The sequence below is a fragment of the Pantoea sp. Morm genome (assembly GCF_016643525.1).
GTDB lineage: Bacteria > Pseudomonadota > Gammaproteobacteria > Enterobacterales > Enterobacteriaceae > Pantoea > Pantoea dispersa.
On record NZ_VOQX01000019.1, the window covers coordinates 15,231 to 39,033 of the forward strand.

Annotated in this window: 21 protein-coding genes and 3 tRNA genes; 7 read left to right on the forward strand and 17 right to left on the reverse strand. The window is 58.8% G+C overall.

Annotation, left to right across the window (positions count from 1 at the left end):
• Positions 1–288: 288 nt before the first annotated feature.
• The 12 genes from tssC to FT726_RS09120 all read right to left on the reverse strand — a co-directional run bounded on the left by tssC (position 289) and on the right by FT726_RS09120 (position 13,899).
• A complete protein-coding gene (gene tssC / locus FT726_RS09065; protein ID WP_141496390.1) occupies positions 289–1,785 on the reverse strand; it encodes a type VI secretion system contractile sheath large subunit in 1,497 nt (498 codons plus the stop codon).
• A gap of 2 nt (positions 1,786–1,787) precedes the next feature.
• The gene (gene tssB, locus FT726_RS09070; protein WP_021506786.1) at positions 1,788–2,315 is read right to left on the reverse strand and encodes a type VI secretion system contractile sheath small subunit; all 528 of its coding nucleotides are present in this window, start codon (positions 2,313–2,315) and stop codon (positions 1,788–1,790) included.
• A 79-nt stretch (positions 2,316–2,394) separates the two neighbouring features.
• Positions 2,395–3,405 carry a type VI secretion system protein TssA gene (tssA, locus tag FT726_RS09075; RefSeq protein ID WP_241798648.1) on the reverse strand — a complete coding sequence of 337 codons (1,011 nt, stop codon included), beginning with the start codon at positions 3,403–3,405 and terminating at the stop codon, positions 2,395–2,397.
• A gap of 17 nt (positions 3,406–3,422) precedes the next feature.
• On the reverse strand, positions 3,423–4,136 hold the full coding sequence (tagF, locus tag FT726_RS09080) for a type VI secretion system-associated protein TagF (RefSeq protein ID WP_021506784.1): 714 nt from the start codon (positions 4,134–4,136) through the stop codon (positions 3,423–3,425).
• A 14-nt stretch (positions 4,137–4,150) separates the two neighbouring features.
• Positions 4,151–7,780, reverse strand: a complete 3,630-nt coding sequence (tssM, locus tag FT726_RS09085; protein ID WP_346302689.1) for a type VI secretion system membrane subunit TssM — start codon at positions 7,778–7,780, stop codon at positions 4,151–4,153.
• Positions 7,781–7,783: 3 nt separating this feature from the next.
• The gene (locus tag FT726_RS09090; protein WP_021506782.1) at positions 7,784–9,025 is read right to left on the reverse strand and encodes a DotU family type VI secretion system protein; all 1,242 of its coding nucleotides are present in this window, start codon (positions 9,023–9,025) and stop codon (positions 7,784–7,786) included.
• 19 nt (positions 9,026–9,044) lie between these two features.
• On the reverse strand, positions 9,045–10,385 hold the full coding sequence (tssK, locus tag FT726_RS09095) for a type VI secretion system baseplate subunit TssK (protein ID WP_058757167.1): 1,341 nt from the start codon (positions 10,383–10,385) through the stop codon (positions 9,045–9,047).
• Between the two features lie 8 nt (positions 10,386–10,393).
• Positions 10,394–10,891, reverse strand: a complete 498-nt coding sequence (gene tssJ, locus FT726_RS09100; RefSeq protein ID WP_021506780.1) for a type VI secretion system lipoprotein TssJ — start codon at positions 10,889–10,891, stop codon at positions 10,394–10,396.
• Between the two features lie 22 nt (positions 10,892–10,913).
• The gene (locus FT726_RS09105) at positions 10,914–11,510 is read right to left on the reverse strand and encodes an SH3 domain-containing protein (RefSeq protein ID WP_031279568.1); all 597 of its coding nucleotides are present in this window, start codon (positions 11,508–11,510) and stop codon (positions 10,914–10,916) included.
• A gap of 865 nt (positions 11,511–12,375) precedes the next feature.
• On the reverse strand, positions 12,376–13,056 hold the full coding sequence (yjjG, locus tag FT726_RS09110; RefSeq protein WP_021506777.1) for a pyrimidine 5'-nucleotidase: 681 nt from the start codon (positions 13,054–13,056) through the stop codon (positions 12,376–12,378).
• A 20-nt stretch (positions 13,057–13,076) separates the two neighbouring features.
• Positions 13,077–13,517 (reverse strand): ribosomal protein S18-alanine N-acetyltransferase, encoded by a 441-nt coding sequence (rimI, locus tag FT726_RS09115; protein WP_141496393.1) that lies wholly within the window; start codon positions 13,515–13,517, stop codon positions 13,077–13,079.
• Positions 13,489–13,899: a DNA polymerase III subunit psi gene (locus FT726_RS09120; protein ID WP_031279565.1), complete on the reverse strand. Its 411-nt coding sequence runs from the start codon at positions 13,897–13,899 to the stop codon at positions 13,489–13,491. Before FT726_RS09120 ends, rimI begins: the two co-directional genes overlap by 29 nt.
• 106 nt (positions 13,900–14,005) lie before the next feature.
• Between FT726_RS09120 and rsmC the strand changes: the two genes are divergently transcribed.
• The 4 genes from rsmC (at position 14,006) to FT726_RS09140 (ending at position 15,501) form a co-directional block, all read left to right on the forward strand.
• Positions 14,006–15,037 carry a 16S rRNA (guanine(1207)-N(2))-methyltransferase RsmC gene (rsmC, locus tag FT726_RS09125; RefSeq protein WP_104188325.1) on the forward strand — a complete coding sequence of 344 codons (1,032 nt, stop codon included), beginning with the start codon at positions 14,006–14,008 and terminating at the stop codon, positions 15,035–15,037.
• A gap of 144 nt (positions 15,038–15,181) precedes the next feature.
• Positions 15,182–15,268, forward strand: a tRNA-Leu gene (locus FT726_RS09130).
• A 31-nt stretch (positions 15,269–15,299) separates the two neighbouring features.
• Positions 15,300–15,386: transfer RNA gene (locus tag FT726_RS09135), tRNA-Leu, on the forward strand.
• A gap of 28 nt (positions 15,387–15,414) precedes the next feature.
• Positions 15,415–15,501 (forward strand) — tRNA-Leu (locus tag FT726_RS09140).
• Between the two features lie 90 nt (positions 15,502–15,591).
• On the opposite strand, the gene FT726_RS09145 is transcribed toward FT726_RS09140, so the two are convergent.
• Positions 15,592–15,876 (reverse strand): DUF1435 domain-containing protein, encoded by a 285-nt coding sequence (locus tag FT726_RS09145; RefSeq protein ID WP_058780936.1) that lies wholly within the window; start codon positions 15,874–15,876, stop codon positions 15,592–15,594.
• A gap of 229 nt (positions 15,877–16,105) precedes the next feature.
• Between FT726_RS09145 and FT726_RS09150 the strand changes: the two genes are divergently transcribed.
• The 3 genes from FT726_RS09150 (at position 16,106) to FT726_RS09160 (ending at position 18,702) form a co-directional block, all read left to right on the forward strand.
• Positions 16,106–17,200 (forward strand): diguanylate cyclase, encoded by a 1,095-nt coding sequence (locus FT726_RS09150; protein WP_021506772.1) that lies wholly within the window; start codon positions 16,106–16,108, stop codon positions 17,198–17,200.
• A gap of 147 nt (positions 17,201–17,347) precedes the next feature.
• The gene (gene fhuF / locus FT726_RS09155; protein WP_088516711.1) at positions 17,348–18,142 is read left to right on the forward strand and encodes a siderophore-iron reductase FhuF; all 795 of its coding nucleotides are present in this window, start codon (positions 17,348–17,350) and stop codon (positions 18,140–18,142) included.
• 95 nt (positions 18,143–18,237) lie between these two features.
• Complete coding sequence (locus tag FT726_RS09160; protein ID WP_021506770.1) at positions 18,238–18,702, forward strand: YbaK/EbsC family protein; 465 nt, start codon at positions 18,238–18,240, stop codon at positions 18,700–18,702.
• Here FT726_RS09160 and FT726_RS09165 read toward each other — a convergent pair.
• The 4 genes from FT726_RS09165 to FT726_RS09180 form a co-directional block, all read right to left on the reverse strand.
• The gene (locus tag FT726_RS09165) at positions 18,699–19,919 is read right to left on the reverse strand and encodes an MFS transporter (protein ID WP_021506769.1); all 1,221 of its coding nucleotides are present in this window, start codon (positions 19,917–19,919) and stop codon (positions 18,699–18,701) included. The genes FT726_RS09160 and FT726_RS09165 overlap by 4 nt on opposite strands.
• Positions 19,920–20,148: 229 nt before the next feature.
• Positions 20,149–21,132, reverse strand: a complete 984-nt coding sequence (locus tag FT726_RS09170) for a nucleoside hydrolase (protein ID WP_141496395.1) — start codon at positions 21,130–21,132, stop codon at positions 20,149–20,151.
• Positions 21,133–21,144: 12 nt separating this feature from the next.
• Positions 21,145–22,167, reverse strand: coding sequence for a LacI family DNA-binding transcriptional regulator (locus tag FT726_RS09175; RefSeq protein ID WP_058771438.1), 1,023 nt, complete (start codon positions 22,165–22,167; stop codon positions 21,145–21,147).
• A 75-nt stretch (positions 22,168–22,242) separates the two neighbouring features.
• Positions 22,243–23,631 (reverse strand): MFS transporter, encoded by a 1,389-nt coding sequence (locus FT726_RS09180; protein WP_288421140.1) that lies wholly within the window; start codon positions 23,629–23,631, stop codon positions 22,243–22,245.
• Positions 23,632–23,803: the final 172 nt, after the last annotated feature.

Here is a 23,803-nt window from a genome sequence, read left to right on the forward strand (position 1 = left end):
TTCTGCTTTGATAAAGCATCGTTATGGCAAACAGGAAAGCATGGGGCTGAATAAAACAGTCCATATTTTACCTCTGCCTCGTTTTCTGAATATCGCTACATGGTTTATTCAGAGAGTGTTTTTATTGTCCCACTGGATGGAGCAATAAAAAATAGTGAATCCTTTAGTTCCTAGATATTAATATCGAAACGTGGAGCCGGCTCGCAAATAAGCGTTTTACGTCTGCACGTTAACTGCAAAGCTTTATGAGCATTCAGACCGCCATACATGACGGCCTGATACAGTTAATCAATTCTCATTCGATTTGAGTGAAGGCAGTTTCGATACCAGACGCAGTGACACCGTCAGGCCTTCCAGCTGGTAGTGCGGGCGCAGGAAAAATTTCGCGGCGTAGTAGCCCGGGTTATCTTCCTGCTCTTCCACGCTCACCTCGGCGGCAGCCAGCGGCTTACGCGATTTGGTTTCCTGTGACGAGTTCGCCGGGTCACCGTCGACGTAGCTCATCACCCAATCGTTCAGCCAGCGCTCCATTTCATCACGCTCGCGGAATGAACCGATCTTGTCGCGCACGATACACTTGAGGTAGTGCGCGAAGCGGCAGCAGGCAAACAGATACGGCAGGCGTGCAGCCAGACGTGCGTTGGCGGTCGCATCGGCATCATGGTATTCCGCAGGCTTTTGCAGTGACTGCGCACCAATAAAGGCAGCAAAGTCGGAGTTTTTGCGGTGCACCAATGGCATGAAGCCGTTTTTCGCCAGCTCGGCTTCACGACGATCGCTGATGGCAATCTCCGTCGGGCATTTCATGTCTACGCCGCCGTCATCACTCGGGAAGGTGTGGCACGGCAGGTTTTCAACCGCACCGCCAGACTCGACGCCGCGGATGGCGGTGCACCAGCCGTACTCTTTGAACGAACGGTTGATGTTGGCTGCCATGGCGTAGGCGGCGTTGCTCCAGGTGTAGCCGTTGTGATTTGAGCCATCGGTCTGCTCTTCAAAATCAAAGCTATCCACCGGATTGGTGCGAATGCCATACGGCAGGCGCGCCAGGAAGCGCGGCATGACCAGGCCGAGATAACGGGCATCTTCCGATTCACGCAGGCTGCGCCAGGCGGCATATTCGGTGTTCTGGAAGATTTTGGTCAGATCGCGCGGGTTCGCCAGCTCCTGCCATGACTCCATCTGCATGACGGTCGGCGCGGTACCGGTGATGAACGGGCAGTGTGCCGCCGCGCTGATACGCGCCATTTCGCCCAGCAGCTCCACGTCCTGCGGGCTGTGATCGAAATAGTAATCGCCCACCAGGCAGCCAAACGGTTCACCACCGAACTGACCGTACTCCTGCTCATAAATCTTCTTAAACAGCGGACTCTGATCCCAGCCAGCGCCTTTAAAACGCTTCAGGCTGCGTCCCAGCTCCTGCTTGGAGATGCTCATGAAACGGATTTTCAGCATCTCGTCGGTTTCGGTGTTATTCACCAGGTAGCTCAGACCGCGCCACGCGCTCTCCAGCTGCTGAAACTCTTCATGATGAATAATTTGGTTGATCTGCTGTGACAGCTTGTCGTCAATCTCAGCGATCAGCGCCTGGATGGTGCGATAGGTATCATTCGAGATAGTGACGGTGTTTTCCAGCGCCTGCTGCGCCAGCGTCTTCACGGCACTTTCGACGGCGGCACGCGCCTGATCGCTGGTTGGACGAAATTCTTTGTTCAGCAGGGCGCTGAGTTCATTCTCGCTGTAGTGCAAGGCACCCTGTTGCTGCTGATGCGAAGACTGGGTCATGATTACTCCTCCTTACCTTCAGCGCTTTCATCCTGCTTCGGCAGATGGGTCAGCGCTTTTAACAGCGTTGGATCCTGCAGAATCTTACCGATCAGCTCTTCCGCACCGTTTTTGCCGTCCATGTAGGTCAGCAGATTCGAAAGCTGGGTACGCGCTTCCAGCAGGTTGCTCAGCGGTTCGACTTTGCGGGCAATCGCATCCGGTGAGAAATCGTCCATGCTCTCAAAGGTCAGTTCGACGTTAAGCTTGCCTTCGCCGTTGAGCGTGTTATCCACCTGAAACGCCGCGCGCGGCTTCAGCGCTTTCATGCGCTCATCGAAGTTATCGATATCAATTTCCAGGAATTTACGCTCATCAAGGCTCGCCTGCGGCTCGAGTGGTTTACCGACCAGGTCCGCCATGACGCCCATCACAAACGGCAGCTGGATTTTGCGTTCCGCGCCATAAATTTCCACGTCATATTCAATCTGAACGCGAGGCGCGCGATTGCGGGCAATGAACTTCTGCCCACTGGATTTCGTTGGTGCCATGGTTTTCTCCATTAAGGGTGCGCGGGTAAAGTTTCGCAGGAGGCGCGCAGGTCTCGCTGCGTTGAGTTGTTACGCTCGCTTAGTCGCGGCGTCCAAAGATATTTTCCAGCTGATGCACGCCGTCTGGCGCCAGATCGCGGATGATGTCCATAAAATCGAGCTCAATTAGCCGCTGTACGCGGTCGATCATCAGCGGTGCCGGATGGCTGGGTTCGTGCTGAGCAAAGTAGTGCTTCACCTTCTCCAGCATCAGCTGCGCATCGGCGCGCGAACTGAGCTGCACGCTGCGCCAGTCAGCCGTGCGGACCGCTGCGGCGGGCGCGGCGACGCTCGGTTCCGGCGGCTGCTCTGTTACCACGGCCGGCTGCAGCGTGCTGAGGTCAGTGGCCTGACAGCGTTCGGCGATCATGGCGATCTGCCTGCGCAGCTGCGACAGCTCCGGCACCGCCGCTTCACCCAGCTGTTCGGTCAGAGTTTCGGTAATAGTTTGCAAACGCTCACTTATCTGTAGCACCGCTTCAATACCGGGCTGCTCACCGCGCGCCAGCTCATCGGTCAGGCGCGGCAGACCGCCAGGATAGTCCGCGACTTCGGTCTTGCTGCCGTCGCACAGCGCTGCGGCATCGCGCAGCGTGATGCCATCCGAGGCGTAGCGCAGCAGCCAGCTCTGGCGTACCGCGCTGCTCAGCGCTGATTTATCGCCCAGCAGCGCCACCGCGTTGATGCGGTAGAACGGATCCTGTTCGCCGTACTCTTCCAGTCGCGGCCACAGCGGCTCCCAGTACAGCAGCAGCGCCTGCTCAATCAGCTTCAGCCCCTGCGCATAGCCCGGCAGCCCTTTCAGCTCGGTCCAGGCGTGAGTAAGCGCTAACATCACTCGCAGGTCTTTGCTGCGGCTGAGCAAGTCAATCGCCAGCTTTTCGACTTTATTCCAGTCCGCTGATTCAGCCGGGATAATGGTCTCGCCAAACTGCTGTTCGGCTTTACCGGTACTGGCCTGCTCCATCGCCTGGTAATCCGCGTGATACTCCAGGTTGTCGCCGCAGGGGTTATCACTGCTGACCGGCGCCAGCAGCGCGTCAATATTCATCGTCATAGCGGTTGGCCTCAGGATTCAAACATCGGAGGATAAAGTCCGTTTCGTCCGGGTTTTGCCCCTCCGGCCGGGTCGAACAGCAGTGAGAACAGCTGTGCGGTGAAGTTGCCGCTGTGCACCTGGGTGTAAAGCGGGAAACCGTCGCTCTGGTTTGTCCACCAGAAGCTGGTGTAAAACTGCGGGTCGAAGCTGTCACCCGGCAGTTTCCAGTTGAGCGTCGACGGCTCGCCGTCGCCAATCACCTGTAAAATGTCCGACTGTTCGCCGTCAGTCTGCGGCTGCTGGGGCTGCGGAATGCTCAGCAGCGCCTGGTCGAGTTGCTCTGGCGTACCGCCGTTTTGCACCACGCGCAGCAGCATATTGCCGACCTGCTGATACCACTCGCCCGAGCGGGCCAGCAGCGCCGGTGACCACTCGGCAGGAGTAAAATGGCGCAGCGCGCACAGCGGATAGTTGCGGCCGACGCTGTCGCGGGCGGCAATCAGGCAGCCCATCTGGATCAGCTGACTGCCGAGCATCGGCGGCACGACAAAATTCCACACCGGCGCTTTGAGAAAGGCGCGCGACGGGGCGTTTTTACTCTCTTCACTGGTTTGCCAGTGATGCAGTCCGACCTGAAACCAGTTCGACCACTGCCGGTACAGCACATCGGGGAAGCGTCGCTTCACAAAGTCACCCGAGCTGGGCAATTTGCCGTACCAGCCGGGTGCTGCGTAATGAGTCATTATCAGGTCCTGTTTCAGGGGCAGCTAAAGCCGGGAAGCTGGAACGGGTTACGAATACTGCCAGGGGTGAACGACAACGTGACCTGATGGCCATCGAGGTTAAAACTGGCCTCGCGGGTCAGGCCACCGACCGCGGTTAAACGAGCGCGATCAAAGAAGCGGTTCAGCGCCCATGGACCGCTGGTCACCAGCGTTGAGGTGGTGCCGTTGGTCAGGCCAAGCTGCATGCGCACCTGGCTGGTGCCGCCCGGTCCGGGCCAGCTCACCATCTGCACCGCCTGCGGGCCGTGGCTGTAACGCAGAATCTGGCCATCGACGTCGAGCGTCAGGTTGAGAATGTCGTTATCCATCTTCACCGTACGCAGCGTGACGCGGAACGACGGCGTGGTCGCCCCGTTAGCAAAGAAGGCATCACGAATCGACTGCGCCTGCTGGAACGGACGCAGCAGCGCCTCACCGCCCGGCAGCGTTTTGCCGTCGATACCTGGCGTGAAACGCCACGCCGTATTGGTGGTATCCACTTTGCTGGCCAGATTGTCGCGGAAGAAGCTGTCCATCAGCCCGCTGCCCGGCGCGAACATGCGCGCCAGATCGTCCGGCGTTACTTCGCTGCGCGCATTGCGCACCAGCGGATAACGTCCGGCAATCGCCTGGCGGCAGAAGCTGCCCACTTCCATAGTGATGCGCTTGCGCACGTTATCCATATCGCGGCGCTGTGCATCGCTGCTGGCGCCCACGGCCATGCTGGAAACCATATTCTGCAGCGAACCCGGTAAGCGACCGGCGCTGGCCTGCAGACGACTGATGGCATCGCCGGACGGCGGCGGCATGCCGCTATTGGCGGCGTCCTGCACCGCCGTCAGATAGCGATAGAGATCGTCGATCTGATGCAGAAAATCATCCACCGCCAGCACTTTACTGCCCTGCTGCAGCGGCTGTGCCAGCTCCAGCACAGGTGCGAAGTGCACCGCCACCGCCTGCTCCGGTGCCTGCTGGGCGGCGCCCTGGCCCGGCGCCGCGCTGGCTTTGGAGGAACTGAACAGCGCTTCTAAAGTGCGCGTAGCGCTGTTGCCCGTCGCCGGCTGTGCCTGTGTACTTTGCTCATCCGGCTGTGCGCGGTTCAGCGTCAGCAGCTTACTGAGGTTAACCACCAGCTGGCGCAGCGGCGAGTGGTTGCCCGACAGCAGACGTGCGGTGTTGATGCGCTGCGACAAATCCGCGCTGCTGTTGAGCTGGATATCGCTGAGGAACTGCTCCCACTGGCGGATGTAATCCTGCACGTAGAGCTGGCGCACCGCGAGATCGGTCTGCTGACTGTTCTCCGGCGACGCAACGCCGCCCAGCACCCAGACATCATCCTGGAATAGCGCCTGCGTGACCGGTGCGATTTGTTTATCGACGTGCTGCCAGTAACCGTCTGGCGTGAACAGGCCGGCCACGCCGTCATTGACTGATTTGCCGCTTTTGCGTGAAAACACCAGCTCACTCTGCGGCCCGCCCAGCGCCGCGAGGGTGACCGGTTGCAGGCTGCCGTCACGCTGCAGCAGGCGCTTCAGGCGTCCGTAGACGCGCTGCGACAGCGGCATTTGGTTAATCAGCACCTGCTCGCGCTTTACCAGCGCGTCATCCTTCGCGTACGGCGAGGACTGAATCTGTGTCTCCAGCAGTTGCTGCAGATGCCACGCCAGCTGTTTCACTTCCTGCTGCGTCACGTTTTGCGGCAGTTCTCGGCTAATATTCAGCATCAGCCAGGCATGCAGGAATTTGCCGTCATAATGTTTTGGCTGATACAGCATCTGGTAAGCTTTCAGCGCTTCGTAGCTGTAATCCGCATCGCTGCCGTTGTCGTTGCGCAGCCAGCGGGTGATGTTTTGCGCCACCTGCGGCAGCAGCAGCTGTTTTAGCGCTTTGTCATACAGGGTGCGCGTGGCGTCGCTGACTTCGGTACCGCGATACAGCCCCATGCGGCGCGTCAGCGGGGGATCTTCCAGCGAGAAGTCGGCGCTTTTCGGCAGCTGCAGCAGCGTGTTGAGATACGGCACCAGCGCAAACAGATCGCCATTGCCCTGGCGTTCCAGCTGTTGTCCCAGTTGCTCCACCTGCGGCGTTTTACCCGCCATCTCCTGCAAATAGGCTTTGTTTTTACTGTAGCTGGTGAGCCATAGTGCTCCGGCAATCAGTACCAGCACCAGCAGCGCCAGATAGCCGGACCACAATCCGGCGCGATTGCGCAGCTCCCACCAGCGGTTACTGCCCGCCAGGCCCGACTCCTGGAAGATGACATTTTCCAGCACGCCTTTCAGGAAGAAGCTCTGGCCTTTGTTCGGCGGGATCGGTGACGCTTTGTCGACCTGGTCCCAGCTGCCGGACTCGCCGCTGCGCTGTCCCGGCAGATGCAGGGCGCGGCTCAGCTCGCCCATCACGCGGTCAAACGGCAGCCCTTCCTGAGTACCGCTGGCGAAATAGATACCGCGTGGCGCGAACTGGGTTTCGAAATCAGAGCGGGCAAACAGCGTATCCAGCGCCTCCGCCAGCAGCGGGCGTAGCGCAGCGAACTCCTGCGGGAACAGATAGCTCTCCGCCCGCGCCTGCGCATCGCTTTCCGCTAACAGCGTATCGGCCAGGCCGGCATCCAGACGCTGCTGCAGCAGTGAATACTCCTGCTGAAACTGACTGTTGAGCTCAAACTCTGCGGTCGACGCCTGCGCCCACGGAAAGGTAAATCCCCAGATTTGCTCGCGCTGGGTTTTATCCAGCGCAGCGAAATAGCTGCGGAAACCTTTGAGCAGGTCGGTTTTGGTGACCAGCACATAAACCGGGAAGCGAATGCCAAGGCGATCATGCAGCTCCATCAGCCGCTGACGCAGTGCGATCGCCTGATTGCGCTGCGCTTCCGGCGATTGCGTCAGTAAATCGGAGACGCTGAGCGTGACAATCACGCCATTGACGGGCTGACGACCGCGATATTTACGCAGCAGGTCGAGAAAATGATGCCACTCGCTGGCGTCGCGCTCCTGCTGGCTCTCCTGGGTGGTATAGCGGCCGGCGGTGTCCAGCAGCACCGCTTCGTTGGTGAACCACCAGTCGCAGTTGCGCGTGCCGCCAATGCCGCGCAGCGCCGCTTTGCCGAACTTGTCCGCCAGCGGGAACTGCAGCCCGGAGTTGACCAGCGCGGTGGTTTTACCGGCACCCGGTGCGCCAATGATCATGTACCACGGCAGCTGGTAGAGGTATTGATGGCTGAAGCGCTGCGCCCAGAAAGGCGCGCCCTTGCTGCTGGCGCGCTGGAAGTGCGCTTTTTTCAGCATGTCGGTGGCTTCGGAGAAACGGCTCGCCAGCACCTGTTCTTCATTGGTCAGGCGTTTGCGATCCTGCTCCGGCGCATCGCTTTTGCTGGTTTCGAGGCTCGACATCAGTTTGCGGTTGAGCCAGAAGTTATACAGGCGCGGAATCGCCTGGCTCAGCCCCCAGACCAGATAGAGCAGCGCAATACTGATGATGCGGTTCTGCTCTGGCTCCAGCGGCCGCGAGTCGACAATGGAAAACACCGGGCCAATCACCCAGATGATAAAGGAGAGCGCGGTAATGCCGACAAAACCCCAGGCGAGGCGGCTGGTCAGCACCGCAAAAAGCATATTCAGCATGGATTAGTTCCCTCTCGCCAGGCCGTTGAGTTCCGCTTGCGTCGCATCCGGCGCGACCAGCAGAGTAATTTCTACGCGACGGTTGCGGGCGCGATTCTCCGCGCTGGTGTTCGGCACCAGCGGATGGCTTTCGCCACGCCCTTCGGCTTTAACCCGCGACGGTTGTGCCAGCTGCTGCTGCAGCAGGGTTTGCACCGACTGCGCGCGCGCCAGCGAGAGTTCATAGTTGGAGGCGAAGCGGGCGCTGCGAATCGGCACGTTGTCGCTGTAGCCAATCACCAGAATCTTCCCGCTGACGTTATTCATCGCGGCGGCAATGCGCTGAATCACCGCATCGTAGCGGCCACGCACTTCGGTGGATGCCGAGGCGAACAGGCCATCGCCCTTGAGCGTGACCACGCTCTGGTCGGCTTCATCGCGCACCGCCACCAGGCCGGCATCAATTTCCGGCTTGAGGAACGCTTTCAGGTTCAGCGTGGCGGGCGGCGGCGGTGCCGGATTGCTGATTTTGACTTCCGGCAGCGCGGTCTGATAGATGCTGGCCAGCACCGGCGAGGTGTAGTCGCCGAGACGCCAGTTCAGGACGATGTAGAACAGGCAGGCAGCAAAGCCGGCCACCGCCGCACAGGCCCACAGTGGAATCATCGGCCGCCACAGCTTGCGCAGCACCGGCTGATCGGTGGGATGCGGTGACAGCGCCGCCGGGTAACTGCCGCGCACGCTTTTGATCATCTGCAGCAGACGCTGTTTGATGGTTTCCAGCTGCGAACGCCCGTTATCCAGCACGCGGTAGCGCCCTTCAAAGCCGAGCAGCAGGCAGAAATAGATCAGCTCCAGCAGCAGGATGTGCTGACGCGGGTTTTGCGACAGCTTGGCCAGCAGCTGAAAGAACTTCTCACCGCCCCAGGTTTCATTGTGAAACGTCACCAGCAGGCCGTTGCTGGTCCACACGCCGCGGCTGCCCCACGGCGTCAGCGCCGCCGCTTCATCCAGCGCGGTGCACAGGCAGTAGCGCGCGCCCACGATCACTTCATAACTCAGCCCCGACTGCTGGCAGCTGAGCTCAAAGCGACGGATCTGATCGATCAGCTGCTGGCGCAGTCGCGCCGGATCGTCGTGCGAGACGGAGTGGCGAATCTGCGGGATCGCGTTAATCAGCGGATTCGCCGCGGCGACCAGCACATTCTGATGGCTGACATCCTGCTGTGTGACGTCACTGTTCGGTTTCTGTTGTTCCTGCATCATGCGGCGTGCTCAGTTTTGATTATTCTGACTGACTACGAATGGCCCAGAACTCCATGTTCAGGCCCGGAAACTCACCGGCCAGATGCAGCGCAAAGGCACCTGAGCGCTCCATCTCCTGCCACAGCTCGCTGTTCTTATCGAGCTCAAAATAGCTGTAGCCGGCATGCCACGGGATTTGCGGCGGCGCGCCCGGCATGGCTTTCAGCGCCAGTCCCGGCAACTGCAGCTGTACCAGATCGCGGATTTTGGTGACGGGCGCGACTTTCATCTGCGCCGGGAAGTGGGTTTTCAGCGCCTCGGCCGGCACGCTGGCTTTGACCGCCAGCACAAAGCCGAACTCGCGCACCATGCTGCTTTCCGGCACCGTGGCCACGTTGAGGCCGTGCGAGCGCTGCGTCAGCGGCAGCTGGATGGCGCTCTCTTCCATCACCTGCGACAGTCCCTGGCGCAGCAGCAGCGTTAAGCGGGCAAAACAGCTGTACAGATCGTCATGGTCATACAGCGGCAGCGCGTCCGGGGTGCGCGCCGGCATCCAGCTGCTCAATTCAGCGGCCAGCTGCAGCCAGTGACTGTAGAGCGTTTCCGGGTGCAGCAGCGGCAGATGCTGTAAGTGCGCGTGCAGGCCAAGCTGACGGTTGAGCAAGGTCAGCAGCATAAAATCGACCATGTCGGCACTGTTAAAACGGCCGGTACCCGGCGTGCGCTGGCTCAGCTGCTGGCTGCGCTGCTGAATCAGGCCGTGCAGGTCATTGAGCATGCTTTGCAGCGGCCGGCTGGCGTTGAGCGTCAGCATCGGCGGAATGTAATCGGTGTCGAGGCGCACGTGGTTATCGCTGCGTTTTTCAATCACCTGCGCCACGCCCATCGCCGTCCACTCCGCGGTGAGATCCTGTTCCAGCATCAGGCGCAGGCGCAGCTTGCCGAACTGAACGGTGGCAGCGCCGACCGCCTGAGCATTGTCATCTTCGACTTCGGCTTCCCACGCCAGATAGCGCGCCAGTGAATCCTGTGTCTCCTGAAACGCCACCGCTTCACGCCCGTTGCGCCGGGCCGGGATCGCCAGTACCACTTTGCTGCGATCGACATTCGCCGGCAGATCCAGCGGGGCCGGACCGTGCTGTGGCTGGCTGAAAGAGAAAAAGGTGCCGTCAGGCAGACATCCGCTGGCGGCACTCAGCGCCAGTTTTCCCTGACGGAGCAGCGCTTCATCAAATTCGAGATCAAAAAAACCCCAGGTGTAGGCGCGCTGCGACTGCCCCCACTCGCGCAGGGTGCTGTGTAGAAAATTTTCCGACTGCTGGAAATGGTGAGGGCGCAGGAACATCCCCTCGGTCCAGACAACCTTTTCGGCTCGGTTCATAGGCATCCTTACTGCTTAACCACGCGCAGGCCGTTGATATCCGCCACAACGCGGGCATTCAACTCACCATCGTTATTTTTCCAGAACTGCCAGAATGCGCTGTCGTCGCCATCCGGGAAGGGCAGCGCGAGGCGCCAGACTTTACCGTCCAGCGCCTGATACTCGGCCATGATGCCGATGAAGCGCGCTTCCGGCAGGCTTTTCGCGCTGAGGGTTTTACTCAGCTGACCTGACATCAGGAAAAACTGCTGATTGTTGAGCAGCGTGCTGCCCAACGCGGTGGCGGGCTGGTTCTGCAGGGAGTAGAAATCAGCGGACATGAATTCCGCATCGGAGGTCAGCAACATCACCCGGACTTTGAGCGGCGCACCCGCGTTGATCTGCGGATGCGCCTGAAAGTCGAGATTGTAGCGTGCAACCGGCGCCGGACTGTTGCTGCTGCAGGCGGCCAGCAGGCAAGCCAGCAGCAGTAATCCGGCGCGGCGGAGAGAAATCATCGTCATCATTCAGCCCTCCCTGCTTACCGTGTTAGTTGATGATCCAGGTGCCGCTGTTGCTGTTCTGGCACGCTTTGCTGTCGCCATCCACCGCGACGCAGGTCTTTTTCTTGCTGCTGGCGCGGGCGCGACGCTTCGGCTGATCCGCTTTGATGGTCTGCTCATACAGCGCACTTTTCACCACCGCGCGGAACGGGACATAACCGATCAGCTGCACCGCAGGCTGAGCCGCCGGCTGCTGCGCTTTTTTGTCATCGGCCGGTGCAGTCTCAGGCTGCGCTTCGTCTGCGGCCTGCGCCGACTCGCCAAGTGCCAGCCAGTTGTTTTCAACCTGGCCAATCACGGTGTAGGTTTCACCGCTTTTCAGCGTATCCACCACTTTGCCGCCGAAGCTGGGGCGGGTCATGATCGAAGCCGGATAGAGCGCGCGATAAGCTTCGTTCACCGGACTGAACTGTGCCGGCGGCTGGACGGCATAACGGTGCGACAGCGTGACGCCGTCAACGGTGCTGCTGACAATAGTGTCGTCTGTCATCTTTGGCGGTGCTTTACAGCCAGCCACTGCGAAAACAAACATCAGGCCCAACGCCATACGGAGATTCACCATTTTCTTCATGTTTAGTTCCATTAACGCCTAAAAAGTGGCCAGAGGCCGGTTAAGAGCAAAATGAACCGTGCGCACGGCGGGAGCCGGCGTCGATTCAGTACCAGTTAAAAAGTTGACCCTTTAATGGGTGTGGCTAATGCATCGCGCCAGCGAGGCAAAAATTGATCAGTCTGAATTAAGTATTAAAAATGCAACATTAGTGACAGGGATGATGTCGGAAGAATTCTGATCGTTTCACAAACGATCAGCAACATGATCAATTTTTGCTAAGCGAAGGGGTTGGCCACAGCCAAACCTCGGTTTCTCTTATGCCATCCCTGGGTTAAAAACTATCACGTTCAATGAATCTGGTTAATCGGTAACGATTAAGAGGATAACAGCAACAACTTACGGCATTCGCTGGCAGCAGTGCTATTTATTGAGATATATCAACAACATATAAAAGACTGGAAACATCATAGCTACCGCACGAGCCAGGTAAAACCTGCCCGTGAGCATGCAATCACAATCCATTTGTTAATGTCTGACGGAAGTTTACAGAAGCCTGACAAAATTTCAACGCGCCGCTAGCAGAGGAAATTAGTTCAGTAAAGGTTAACAAATATTTTTAATGCAAATTTGCGTCACTTTTACCCGTAAACCTAAGACTATTCTTAGCAATCCATTAAAACTGTGAAAGATTGTAAATGAAAGATGAAAATTTGCTCGCGCGATCATTAAAAATTGTCATAAAAAAAATGGCGCTGAGCGGCACGCATTTTGTCTGCGCGCGATAAAACTCAGGCAGGCGGTAAACAAGGGGTGATAAAGGCAAACTGGCAGTTAAAAAAACCAGCCAGGCGGACCAGGCTGGTTTAATTCGCTAAAATAGCAGGTATCGGGATTGTTAAGCAGTCAGAATAGATTGCAGCTCAGGCAAGGTTTTCACCTGCCAGGTGGGCGTGATGTGCGCCGGCAGCGGACGCGTGCCGTGATCGATCCAGCAGGTTTTCACGCCGGCATTCATACCACCGAGAATATCTGATTCCGGCGTGTCGCCGACCATTAATACCCGGCGGCGATCGGGATTGCCCAGCAGCTGCAGCGTATGGTCAAAAATCGCCGCGTCCGGCTTGGGTACGCCCACCTGTTCGGAGATCACCAGCGCGTCAAAGTAGTCACGGAAGCCGGTGCGTTCAAGGCGCGCCTGCTGCAGCGCCGTAAAACCGTTGGTGATGATGGCGATTTTTACCTTGCCCTTGAGCGTATCCAGCAGGCGGGCTGCGCCATCCAGCGGCAGGCAGATCTCGGCCATCGCATTAAGAAAGTCGCTGTTAAGCACTTCCGGCGCCACGCGCAGTTTTTCGCCCCACAGCGTGAAGCGGCGCGTCTGGAGCTGTAACGCTGAAATGGTGCCGTTCTGGTAATCGACCCACAGCGGTTTGTTGACGGCCTGATAATCAGCGTAATCCTGATCGCTGAAGTGCACGTCGTAGCTGGCAAACATGCGCTGCAGGCCGGCGAAGGCGTCAAAGTGGAAAAGTGTGTCATCCGCATCGAACAGGATGCAGTCCCAGTCGTTTAACATAGTGCCCCTTTTGAATAACGTCAGAGCGTGAGCGCCATGATGATGGCATCCTCGCGCCCGCTGGCGGTGGGATAGTAGTTTGGCCGCACGCTGACCTGATGAAAATCCAGCTGCTGATACAGCGCAATGGCGGGCTGATTGGAGGCGCGTACCTCCAGCCACAGCGTCATCACCGCACGCTGCTCCAGTTCGGCAATCAGCTGCTGTAGCAGCTGACGCGCATAGCCGCGGCGCTGGAACGCGGGATCGACCGCGATGTTGAACAGCGACGCTTCATCCAGCACCACCTGGGTGATGGCGAAGCCGGCCAGCTGGCCGTCCGCGTGCAGGCAAAGATTGACGTAACGTTCGCCCTGATTGCTGGCAAAGGTATGCTCGCTCCACGGAAACGCATGCGCGCGGCGCTCGATCTCCAGCAGCCGCGGCTGTAAATCAGGGGTGATGAAAGAGATGGCTGTCATGGTTACACATCTGTTGCCACAGCGCGCGTTTGGCCGCGCCGCTGCTGATTAATTCATTGAAAACGGCGCTGGTGAACGTGATGCCGTTAAAAGGATGATCGCTGGTCACGCCCAGCAGCCAGCCGGCACAGTCGACCTGCTCCGGCAGCATCGGCAGCTGTTCTGGCGTCAGCGTCATTACCTGCCCCGGCTGAATGCTCAGCGTCCGCAGTACGTCACGCACCAGCGGCTCCTGCAGATCCGGCGCCTGCTCAGCGACCAGCACCAGCCGCGTGTCCGGCGTTAGCGTGACGGCAATTTCGCCTTGCAGCACGCGCGGACGTCGCAGCTGATACTGCGTAATCCCCATTTGCTGTAGAAGCCAGTCGCGCCTTGTGCTCATGCTGTTACCTGTAATCCTGCCAGAATGCGACGCTATGCTAGCAAACCCATCGAACATGCGCCAACAAAGCACTATAATCGCCGCTCTGATTTAACAGGAGCGTTCCATGTCTGCTTTTACCCCGGCCAGCGAAGTGATTCTGCGCCACAGTGATGAATTTACCGCCCGCCACGTACTGTTCGCCGGCGACCTGCAGGATGACCTGCCCGCCCAGCTGGAGACCGCGTCGAGCCGCGTGCACACTCAGCAGTACCATCACTGGCAGAACCTCAGCCGTCGCCTCGGTGAACGGGCAGTGTACGGGCTGGTGGCCGGTGCGGCCGACGTAGCCGGTTGCGACACGCTGGTCTATTTCTGGCCGAAGAACAAACCGGAAGCGCAGTTCCAGCTGCAAAACCTGCTGTCGCTGCTGCCGCTGGGCTGCGATATTTTTGTCGTCGGTGAAAACCGCAGCGGCGTGCGCAGCGCCGAAGGCATGCTGGAGAACTGGGCGACGCTGGAGAAGATCGACAGCGCGCGCCGCTGCGGGCTGTATCACGGCCAGCTGACGCAGCAGGCCAGCTTTGACGCCAGCGCGTTCGGCAATCGCTATCAGCTGGACGATCTCACCATTCATACCCTGCCAGGCGTGTTCAGCCGCGACGGGCTGGATATCGGCAGCGATCTGCTGCTTTCCACTCTTACGCCGCACACCAAAGGCAAAGTGCTGGATATCGGCTGTGGCAGTGGCGTATTAGCCGCCGCGCTGGCGCAGCATTCGCCGAAAGTCCGGCTGTGGCTGTGCGATGTGCACGCCGCCGCCATCGAGGCGAGTAAAGCCACGCTGGCCGCTAACGGCCTGGAAGGCGAAGTGTTTGCCAGTAACGTGTTCTCGGACGTCAGCGGCCGTTTTGATCTGATCATCTCTAACCCGCCGTTCCATGACGGTCTGCAAACCAGCCTTGATGCCGCCCACACACTGATTCGCGGTGCGGTGAAGCATCTTAACAGCGGCGGCGAGCTGCGCATCGTGGCCAACGCCTTCCTGCCTTATCCGCAGGTGCTGGATGAAACCTTCGGTAACCATGAAGTGCTGGCGCAGACCGGCCGCTTCAAAGTGTATCGCGCCGTATATGGTCGCGGCGCGAAAGCGCGCTAAGCGTAGTAAAATCCGCGATGCGACGGGGAAAACGTTGCTTTTTGCAGCAGTCGTTTCACCGTCGCAAAATATGTGTTGACGCAATGAGTAAAATCTCTAAAATGCGCCTCCGTGGTTAGCAATACTGTAATGTATTGCAGGTAGGCGAAGGTGGCGGAATTGGTAGACGCGCTAGCTTCAGGTGTTAGTGTCCTTACGGACGTGAGGGTTCAAGTCCCTCTCTTCGCACCAATAATCACAGAGTTTATATCGCGTGCACTGCGCGAAGGTGGCGGAATTGGTAGACGCGCTAGCTTCAGGTGTTAGTGTTCTTACGGACGTGAGGGTTCAAGTCCCTCTCTTCGCACCATGCGGTGATATAAACAGACAACTACGATGCGAAGGTGGCGGAATTGGTAGACGCGCTAGCTTCAGGTGTTAGTGTTCTTACGGACGTGAGGGTTCAAGTCCCTCTCTTCGCACCAACGTTGTCACACTTCTTCTGCAGTACAATACCCATTGATTGTTACCGCTGCTATCACGCCTTTGCGTGATATTGTCGTTTCTGCTCGCCGTTAAATGATGTGAAAATTCACCGAGATAGCCGCCAGACCGCCAGCCAGCGCCAGGCAGGAAGGCAGCAGCAGATAATGACGCAGACGATGGTGGAACAGCATCACCACGGTAAGCAGCAGCGCGACAATCATCACTAAGCGCCACTGGCTGAAACTCGGCTCCCACAGCGCAAACACCGGCATGGCCGCGCAGGGCAGCAATACGCCCCAGCCGCTATCCAGACGTTTACCCATCACCCAGCTTACGCCCCACAAGCCACAGGCGGCCATCATCGCCATGATCATCGCGCAACCCTTCAAATGATAAATATTCCCATTATCATATGACAATATTTCTCATCTTGCAGCGAATTTTTTGCCCTGCCCGCGCCGGATGACAGAATTACTGGAAAATGATAGATTGCCGCCGATAACTATTTTGATAACACAGCAAAAACGTGCTCACTATCCGCGTTGTGGGATTATTTCCTGCGGGTAGCGCTTTGATATTTCAGGGCTGTCACGAGTAATAATAATGAAATTACAATCTTATGATGAGTTGAAACACAGCAAGTATCGGCTGTCGCTGATGCTATTTTTGTTTTTGAATGTCGCCGTTTCGCTTTTTTGTCTGCTGCCGTTTTTCGGTACGGATAATCCCATCAATTCGCTGCCGGTGACGCTGGTGGCGGGCTTTAGCACCACGCTGCTGGCGCTATGTTTAATCGCGCCAAATCTAAAATTCCCGTTATTAAATCCTGTGGCATTGCTATTAGGCGCGCTGTGGGCCTGGCATATCAATCATCGTTACCATCTGGTGTTTTATTTTGACGGTAGCTTTTTAATAATCAGTCTGCTGAGCGTATTTTTTATCAGCGCGATTGCCCTGAGTGATTATTTGCTTGCGTTCTGTTTACATATTACGCCACCGGTATTAACCGTACTGTTACTGGATGATGGTCAGCATTTAATGACCATTCTCTTCACCATTACGCTGCCGCTGATCGGCTTCTCGCTGCACCACTTGATGCGCCGCCGCTTCGACACCTTCACCCTGCGGCTGGTGCGCCAGCTGTATGAGGAGAAGCAAAGTTTCAGCGACCTGAGCATGCTTGATCCGCTCACCGGCCTGTATAACCGGCGCGGGCTGAAGAACCGGCTGGATACCATCATGGAAAATCATGCCGGCAGCCACTTTGTGCTGCTGCTGGATATCGATCACTTCAAGGCCTACAACGATAACTACGGTCATGCCATGGGCGATCAGGCGCTGGCGCGGGTGTCGGTTGCCATTCGCGATGCGGTGCGCTCGCGCGATGTGGTGACGCGCTACGGCGGCGAAGAGTTTCTGGTGCTGATGACCAATGTTAACGCCTCGATTGCCATGAAGCTGGCCGAACGCATCCGTCAGTACGTGGTTGATCTGGAAATTCCCCACCGCTTCAATGATAAAGTCTCGACCCACGTGACCATCAGCGCCGGTATCGCGCCGATTTTCGCAGAAGACTTCGACCAGGCGGTGGCCAACGCCGACCGCGCGCTGTATGTGGCGAAGAATCAGGGACGTAACACCATTCTGGCGTGGGAGGATTTACCGAAGCTGGCGCCGGTAAGCAGCGATCTGGTGTAAGCGGTGCGGCGACAACGCCGCGCCCTCTCCGGGGGATTTCACGCAAAATGCGCGGTGGCCAGGCAGTGAGCGCTGCTGGCATCTTGCTCAGTGAATCGGGAACGATTATCATTTGTTTTTCGCTTCCCGTTTTCACTCAGGAGCCGCATGGCCATCATCACGCGTCAGGATCATCGCTTTAGCGCGCATCCGCTGATCTTTATGCAGAGCGATCGCAGCTTAGCCAGCGCGCTGGAAGATCTGATGTGCGACCAGCGCAGCTACATGCGGGAAAACGTGAAGCTGGGCCAGCCGGCCCCCGCAGGCACGCTGACGCTGGCCGAATGGTCCACGCCGTTTCACTATCGCCGCCTGACGCAGCGCTACAGCGACTATCTCTATCGCCACCATCCCGATGTTCCGCAGGAAGCCAAACCGCTGCAGTCGCTGTGGGCCCAGTGGTATTTTGGCCTGCTGCTGCCGCCATTAATGCTGGCGCTGCTGCAGGAGCCGCGCGCGCTCGACTGCTCGCCGCAGCGTATCCACGTTGAGTTCCACGAAAACGGCCATCCCTGCGCCTTCTGGATTGATGTGCAGGAGGATGAGGATGCGCGCTATCTCAATCCGCAGCAGCGTATCGAACGCCTGATTCAGCACGGCCTGATCCCCGCCGTTAACGGCATGGCGCAGCACGGTGATATCAACGCGCGGCTGATCTGGAACAACTTAGGCTTCTCGTTTTACTGGTTCCTTGGCGAACTGCAGCAGCAGCTGCCTGCGGCCACCCGGCATCAACTGGAACAGGCGCTGTTTTTCAGCAAATCCCTGTCCGACGGCAGTGATAATCCGCTGTATCGCACCATGATCCCGCGTAACGGCGCGATGGAGCGGCGCAGCTGCTGCCAGCGCTATCGCATTCCGGACGTCGAACGCTGCGGTAACTGCACGTTAAATGCCGTGTAAGCGCGGCGTATTCTGTTACAGATTCTCCGTTTCTCCCGTTTACAGCTTTCCCGCCTTATGGCAGCTTTTACGCTCTGTTTTTACCGGAGAAAAAAATGAGCCTGGAGTCGGTACGGCACTTCTTTGCCGAACACGCACCGGATATCGACATCATCGAGATGCCGGAAAGCACTGCCACCGTAGAACTGGCCGCACGCGTACATGGCGTGGCGCCGGGGCAAATCGCCAAAACCCTGTCGCTGAAAGTGAAAGAGAGCGTGGTGCTGATTGTCACGCGCGGCGACGCCCGGCTGGATAACCGCAAGCTGAAGGCGGCGCTCGGGGCAAAAGCGCGCATGCTGAGCGTGGATGAGGTGGTGAACTGGACCGGCCATCCGGTCGGCGGCGTGTGCCCGTTCGGGCTGGAAAATCCGCTGACCGTCTATTGCGATGTGTCGCTGCGCAGTTTCGATGAAGTGTTACCTGCGGCCGGTTCGATTCACAGCGCGGTGCGCATTTCGCCGCAGCGCATGGCTGAACTCACGGCGGCGAAATGGATTGACGTCTGCGAGGCGCGTTAACGCGTCTCTTTCGCCACCGCCCCGGATATTTCGATGCCGCGCGTCTCGCGGCCAAACGCCACGAACACGCAAATCAGCACCGCCACCGTGCCGGCGACAATCGCCATGCCCAGTCCGTAGTTACCGCCGTGGGCTTCGGCAATGCGTGACTGCAGCGTGGCGTTGACCGAAGCAATTAAATTCCCCAGCTGGTAAACGAAGCCCGGCAGTACCGCACGCGCATTGGCCGGCACCAGCTCGGTCAGGTAGGTCGGCACCACGCCCCATGCGCCCTGCACCATAAACTGCATCAGGAACGCGCCGATACCAATCGCCCAGGAACCGCTGGAGAACGCCCACAGCGGCAGCACCGGCAGCGCCAGAAACGACGCCAGCATGATGGCTTTTTTACGCCCGATACGCTCGGACAGCGAGCCGAACGTAATGCCGCCGAGCATCGCCGCGATGTTATAGCCGATGGCGATAATGCTCACCGTGTGTGCGTCAAACTGGTGCTGCACTTTCAGGAACGTCGGGTAGAGATCCTGCGTGCCGTGGCTGAAGAAGTTAAAACAGGCCATCAGCAGCACCATGTAAATACAGATTTTCCAGTGCTGGCGGATGATGGGCAGCAGCGCGTGATTCTCTTTACGCTCGCGTGCCGCCAGCCATACCGGCGATTCCGGCACTTTAAAATAGATAAACGGCAGCAGCAGAATCGGCAGCGCGCCAATCAGGAACATGCCGCGCCAGCCCACCTGTTCGAAGAACAGGCCAAACACTATCGACGCCAGCAGATAGCCGCACGGATAACCGGCCTGGAAGATGCCGGACATCAGGCCGCGCGAACGGTCGGGAATGGTTTCCATCGCCAGCGAAGAGGCCACGCCCCAGATGCCGCCCATCGCCACGCCGTAAATCACACGGAAGGTCAGGAAAGCAGCAAAATTGGGCGACCATGCCGACAGCAACTCAAACAGCGAAAACAGCACGATGTTGAGCATCAGGATCGGCCGGCGGCCATATTTTTCCGCCAGCCGGCCAAAGATCAATGCGCCTACCGGCCGTACGGCCAGCGTCAGCATAATGGCAATGGAAACATCGGAGACGCTGGTGTTGAAGTAGCGCGCAAGATCGCTGAGCACAAACACCAGAATAAAGAAGTCGAACGCATCCAGCGTCCAGCTGGCGAAACTGGCGAAAGCCACGTTGCGCTGGGTCGCAGTCCAGTTAAACATAAGGGTATCCTGTCTGATTGCTTCCGGCTCGCGGCCAGATTTTTATTGGAACGTTATCCAGCGAATGGTTGCACTGGTTATTATTGTGTTAACCATTTGTATATAGCATGTCAGAAAGGCGCAGCGCGGCGGGGAATTGTCAGCGAGTGATTCGCGATGTAAGGAAGCGTGTCGGCAGGAAAGCGGCGCACGGTACTCCGGCCGGGAGACCGCGCGCCGTGGCAAAATCTCAGCGTTTCAATCCGTTGAACGTCTGCTCAATCACTTCCAGCAGCAGCGGATTGTTTACGTTCTGCATCACATGCACCAGTGCGCCCGCGTCCGCCGGCACGCCGACATCCAGCCGCAGCGGCGTGCGATAGCGCCAGGTCTTGCCGCGCGTGGCACCGGGACGCAGCTCAATATCGACGTGATAATCCACGCCGTCCGCCACGCGCTGGTTGAGCAGCCAGGCAATGACCAGCGCATCGTGGATCCAGCAACCCGGCAGATGGCGGGTGCGGATGGAGTAATCAATCCACGGTCGCAGCGTTTCGCGCACAAACTGCGGCAGTGGATGATCGCAGGCGGTCAGGCGCGTGAGATCCTGATGGGTCAGCAGCGTCTGCGTGGTGGCATCCATTGGCACCAGCGTGATGGTGGCGCCGCTGTGCAGCACCTGATGCGCCGCTTCCGGATCGAGGCCAAAATTGGTGTCTTTGATGTAGTCATCCAGCGCGAATACGCCGCCCATAATGACGATCTCCGCTACGGAATCCGCCATCTGCGGATAGCGCTGCAGCGCCTGCGCCACGTTGGTCAGCGGGCCGATCGCCACCAGCGTAAACTCGCCGGGATTGTCACAAATCAGCTGGCCCATCACGCCCGCCGCATCGTTGCCGTCCGCTGACACCGTCTGCGGCTGACGCACGCCGCGCCACAGTTCGCCCAGCGCCGGGTCGGCGACGTTATCCAGCCGCGCGCGCCACGGCGCCGGATCTTCGCGCAGCGCCTGCAGCGCGCCCTGCACCACCGGAATGTTCAGTCCGAGCCGCTGCAGCAGATCTTTAGCCACCCGCGCTCCCACCGCGCTCGGTGTGTTGCCGCTCACGGTGGTGATCAGCTCAACGGCCAGCGCGCGTGACGCCAGCGCTAAGGCCAGCGCCAGCCCGTCATCGGTGTTAGCGCCAGCAATACCATTCCCCGGATCACAATCAATAATTAGTCTTTTCATAATGTTATATATTTATTTTTGTTGAGATAGCTGGCAGCCACAGGACTCACCGATCTCCAGATGGTGAGGAAATTCGGCCAGCTGCGCCTCGCCATGACCGTTTTTCAGCATGGCGATGGCGCTGCGTGCCATTTCGCGCAGCGGCTGGCGCACGGTGGTGAGCGTGGGCACATGAAAGGCCGACTGCTCGGTACCGTTGAAACACACCAGCGCGACATCGTGCGGCACGCGCAGACCGTGTTCGGACAGCGCGCGGATACAGCCAATCGCCTGCCCTTCGTTACTGGTAAACAGCGCGCGCGGCACCCGGCCGCTGGCAATCATGCGCTGCCCGGCGTCGTAACCGCCCTGGCGCGAATAGCCGGCCGGAAAAATCAGCGCTTCATCTACCGTCAGCCCGTGCTGCGCCATGGCGTCGCGCCAGCCCTGAATACGATCCTGCGCGTTAAGCATCTCGCGCGGACCGCTGATCATGCCGACCTGCTGATAGCCGTGGCTGAGCAGATGCGCCGTGACCTGACGCGCCGCTTCACGTTCGTTCACGCACAGCATGCTGACGCCGGGGCGCGGTTCGATGCGGTCCAGCATCACCAGCGGCGTTCCGCTCGCCTGGATGACATCAATATAGGGATGGCGATCGACGCTGGTGTAAAACAGGCCATCCACCTGACGATTCAGCAAACCCTGGATCAGCTCCAGCTCGCGCTGGCGATCGTCACCGGCATCGCCCAGCAGCATCACGTGGCCGTGGTTCAGCGACTCCTGCAGCAGCACGTGCGCCATCGAGGCGACAAACGGGTTTGCGATATTGGGCACGATCAGGCCAAAGGTTTTGGTACTGCCGGAAGCCAGCGCGCGCGCCACCGCATTCGGGCGATAGCCGGTTTGCTGGATGGCGGCCAGCACGCGCTGACGCGTGGCTTCGGCCACCGGACGCGGTCCGTTGTTGATCACATAGCTGACCACCGCCACCGAGGTTCCGGCGGCTTTGGCGACGTCACTGCGTGTCACATTTCCGGTTGGGGATTTCGCCAATACTGCCTCTGCGTTAATGCCGCTGGCCGGGAGTACCGGCCAGCGTAATCAAAGAATGTTGCACGATCCTGCGCGTCAGATAGCATCCTCCGGCAGATTCAGATCGCGTCCGCGCGTTTCCGGTGCCACGAAGGTGGTGAGGAAACCGATGGTCGCCATGGCCGAGAAGTACACGGCAATCGGCCACCAGTGCCCGGTAAACGACAGCAGCGCCGCCGCCACCAGCGGTGCGGTGCCTCCTGAAAGGATAGACCCCAGCTCTTTGGCAACCGCCATTTTGGTGTAACGGTGTTTAACGCCAAACATCTCCACGCCCCACGCCGCCTGCACGCCAAAGATGCCCAGCGACGCCAGCGCCATGCCCACTACAATCACCGGAATCACGATGGCCGGCTCGCGGCTGTCCATCAGGCTAAAGGCGGGCCAGGCGTAGACCATCAGTAACAGGCAGAAGCCGCGATAGGTGATGCGTCGGCCAAAGCGGTCTGACAGCCAGCCGGCAAACGGGATGATCAGGAAACCGAGCAGCGAGGCGATGAACACCGCGGTGGTCGGCACCGATTTGTCCAGCATCAGCACTTTGGCGACGTAGCCGACGATAAAGCCCTGTGCCAGATAGGACGGGCCGTTCTCACCGATGCGCAGGCCCACCATGGTCCAGAAGGCGCGGCTGCGCTGCCAGAAGCTGCGGCTGTCGGGTTGCGTCGCGCTTTGCGCCAGCGTTTCATGGCGTTGCGCCTGCAGTTCCGCCTGCTGACGCTCAAACACCGGCGTTTCACGCAGATGACGGCGAATCCACAGCGCGACCGCAGCAATCAACACACTGCTGAGGAACGGAATACGCCAGCCCCTGTCGAGCAGCGTGGCTTTATCCATCTGAATCACCGCCAGCCACACCAGCGACGCAATCAGCGTGCCGCTGTTGGAACCAAGCGCAATCACCGACGACACCAGGCCACGGCGCTCAACCGGCGCGTATTCACCCAGCATCACCGTGCCGCCCGAGAGCTCTGCGCCTGCGCCCAGCCCCTGCGTGAAACGCAGCAGCACCAGGCAGGCCGGCGCCCACAGACCAATCGTTGCATAGGAAGGAATCAGGCCGATCAGCGTGGTCGAAGCGCCCATCAGAATGATGGTGCTGATCATCACTACCTTGCGGCCCTTGCGATCGCCAATCCAGCCAAACAGCAGCGCCCCGATCGGGCGCGCAATAAAGCCGACTGACCAGGTGGCAAAGCTGGAGAGCAGCGCCATCGCCGGGGTGGCTTCGGGGAAGAACACATCGCCAAAAATGATGCCGGCAGCGAGGCCATACAGGGCGAAATCCGCGTATTCCATCGCGGTGCCCAGCCAGCAGGAGAAGGTGGCGCGCCAGAAATCTTTGCGCCCGGTGGTGGTTTCCAGCCGCGCATCGGCGGCGGAAGCGGGTGAACCTTGTTGCGTAACGGAGTGATGTACCGTCATAACCATTTCCCTGAAAGAGGTGAAAACAGTAAACGCCCATCCGTGGGTCGGTTCCCTGGCAACAAGCGGAACTCCCCGGTGGCGACGTTCAGTAGGCAAACCTGGATGAAAGGTCAGTAAAGAATTCCCTGGTGTTGGAATTCATCTATTTGCCTGATTTCGCCGATGTTTT

What these genes read in the sequence shown, in the direction of transcription:
- tssC (WP_141496390.1), bottom strand. Translation starts at nt 1,785, where the DNA reads ATGACCCAGTCTTCGCATCAGCAGCAACAGGGTGCCTTGCACTACAGC.
- tssB (WP_021506786.1), bottom strand. Translation starts at nt 2,315, where the DNA reads ATGGCACCAACGAAATCCAGTGGGCAGAAGTTCATTGCCCGCAATCGC.
- tssA (WP_241798648.1), bottom strand. Translation starts at nt 3,405, where the DNA reads ATGAATATTGACGCGCTGCTGGCGCCGGTCAGCAGTGATAACCCCTGC.
- tagF (WP_021506784.1), bottom strand. Translation starts at nt 4,136, where the DNA reads ATGACTCATTACGCAGCACCCGGCTGGTACGGCAAATTGCCCAGCTCG.
- tssM (WP_346302689.1), bottom strand. Translation starts at nt 7,780, where the DNA reads ATGCTGAATATGCTTTTTGCGGTGCTGACCAGCCGCCTCGCCTGGGGT.
- FT726_RS09090 (WP_021506782.1), bottom strand. Translation starts at nt 9,025, where the DNA reads ATGATGCAGGAACAACAGAAACCGAACAGTGACGTCACACAGCAGGAT.
- tssK (WP_058757167.1), bottom strand. Translation starts at nt 10,385, where the DNA reads ATGAACCGAGCCGAAAAGGTTGTCTGGACCGAGGGGATGTTCCTGCGC.
- tssJ (WP_021506780.1), bottom strand. Translation starts at nt 10,891, where the DNA reads ATGATGACGATGATTTCTCTCCGCCGCGCCGGATTACTGCTGCTGGCT.
- FT726_RS09105 (WP_031279568.1), bottom strand. Translation starts at nt 11,510, where the DNA reads ATGGAACTAAACATGAAGAAAATGGTGAATCTCCGTATGGCGTTGGGC.
- yjjG (WP_021506777.1), bottom strand. Translation starts at nt 13,056, where the DNA reads ATGTTAAACGACTGGGACTGCATCCTGTTCGATGCGGATGACACACTT.
- rimI (WP_141496393.1), bottom strand. Translation starts at nt 13,517, where the DNA reads ATGACAGCCATCTCTTTCATCACCCCTGATTTACAGCCGCGGCTGCTG.
- FT726_RS09120 (WP_031279565.1), bottom strand. Translation starts at nt 13,899, where the DNA reads ATGAGCACAAGGCGCGACTGGCTTCTACAGCAAATGGGGATTACGCAG.
- rsmC (WP_104188325.1), top strand. Translation starts at nt 14,006, where the DNA reads ATGTCTGCTTTTACCCCGGCCAGCGAAGTGATTCTGCGCCACAGTGAT.
- FT726_RS09145 (WP_058780936.1), bottom strand. Translation starts at nt 15,876, where the DNA reads ATGATCATGGCGATGATGGCCGCCTGTGGCTTGTGGGGCGTAAGCTGG.
- FT726_RS09150 (WP_021506772.1), top strand. Translation starts at nt 16,106, where the DNA reads ATGAAATTACAATCTTATGATGAGTTGAAACACAGCAAGTATCGGCTG.
- fhuF (WP_088516711.1), top strand. Translation starts at nt 17,348, where the DNA reads ATGGCCATCATCACGCGTCAGGATCATCGCTTTAGCGCGCATCCGCTG.
- FT726_RS09160 (WP_021506770.1), top strand. Translation starts at nt 18,238, where the DNA reads ATGAGCCTGGAGTCGGTACGGCACTTCTTTGCCGAACACGCACCGGAT.
- FT726_RS09165 (WP_021506769.1), bottom strand. Translation starts at nt 19,919, where the DNA reads ATGTTTAACTGGACTGCGACCCAGCGCAACGTGGCTTTCGCCAGTTTC.
- FT726_RS09170 (WP_141496395.1), bottom strand. Translation starts at nt 21,132, where the DNA reads ATGAAAAGACTAATTATTGATTGTGATCCGGGGAATGGTATTGCTGGC.
- FT726_RS09180 (WP_288421140.1), bottom strand. Translation starts at nt 23,631, where the DNA reads ATGACGGTACATCACTCCGTTACGCAACAAGGTTCACCCGCTTCCGCC.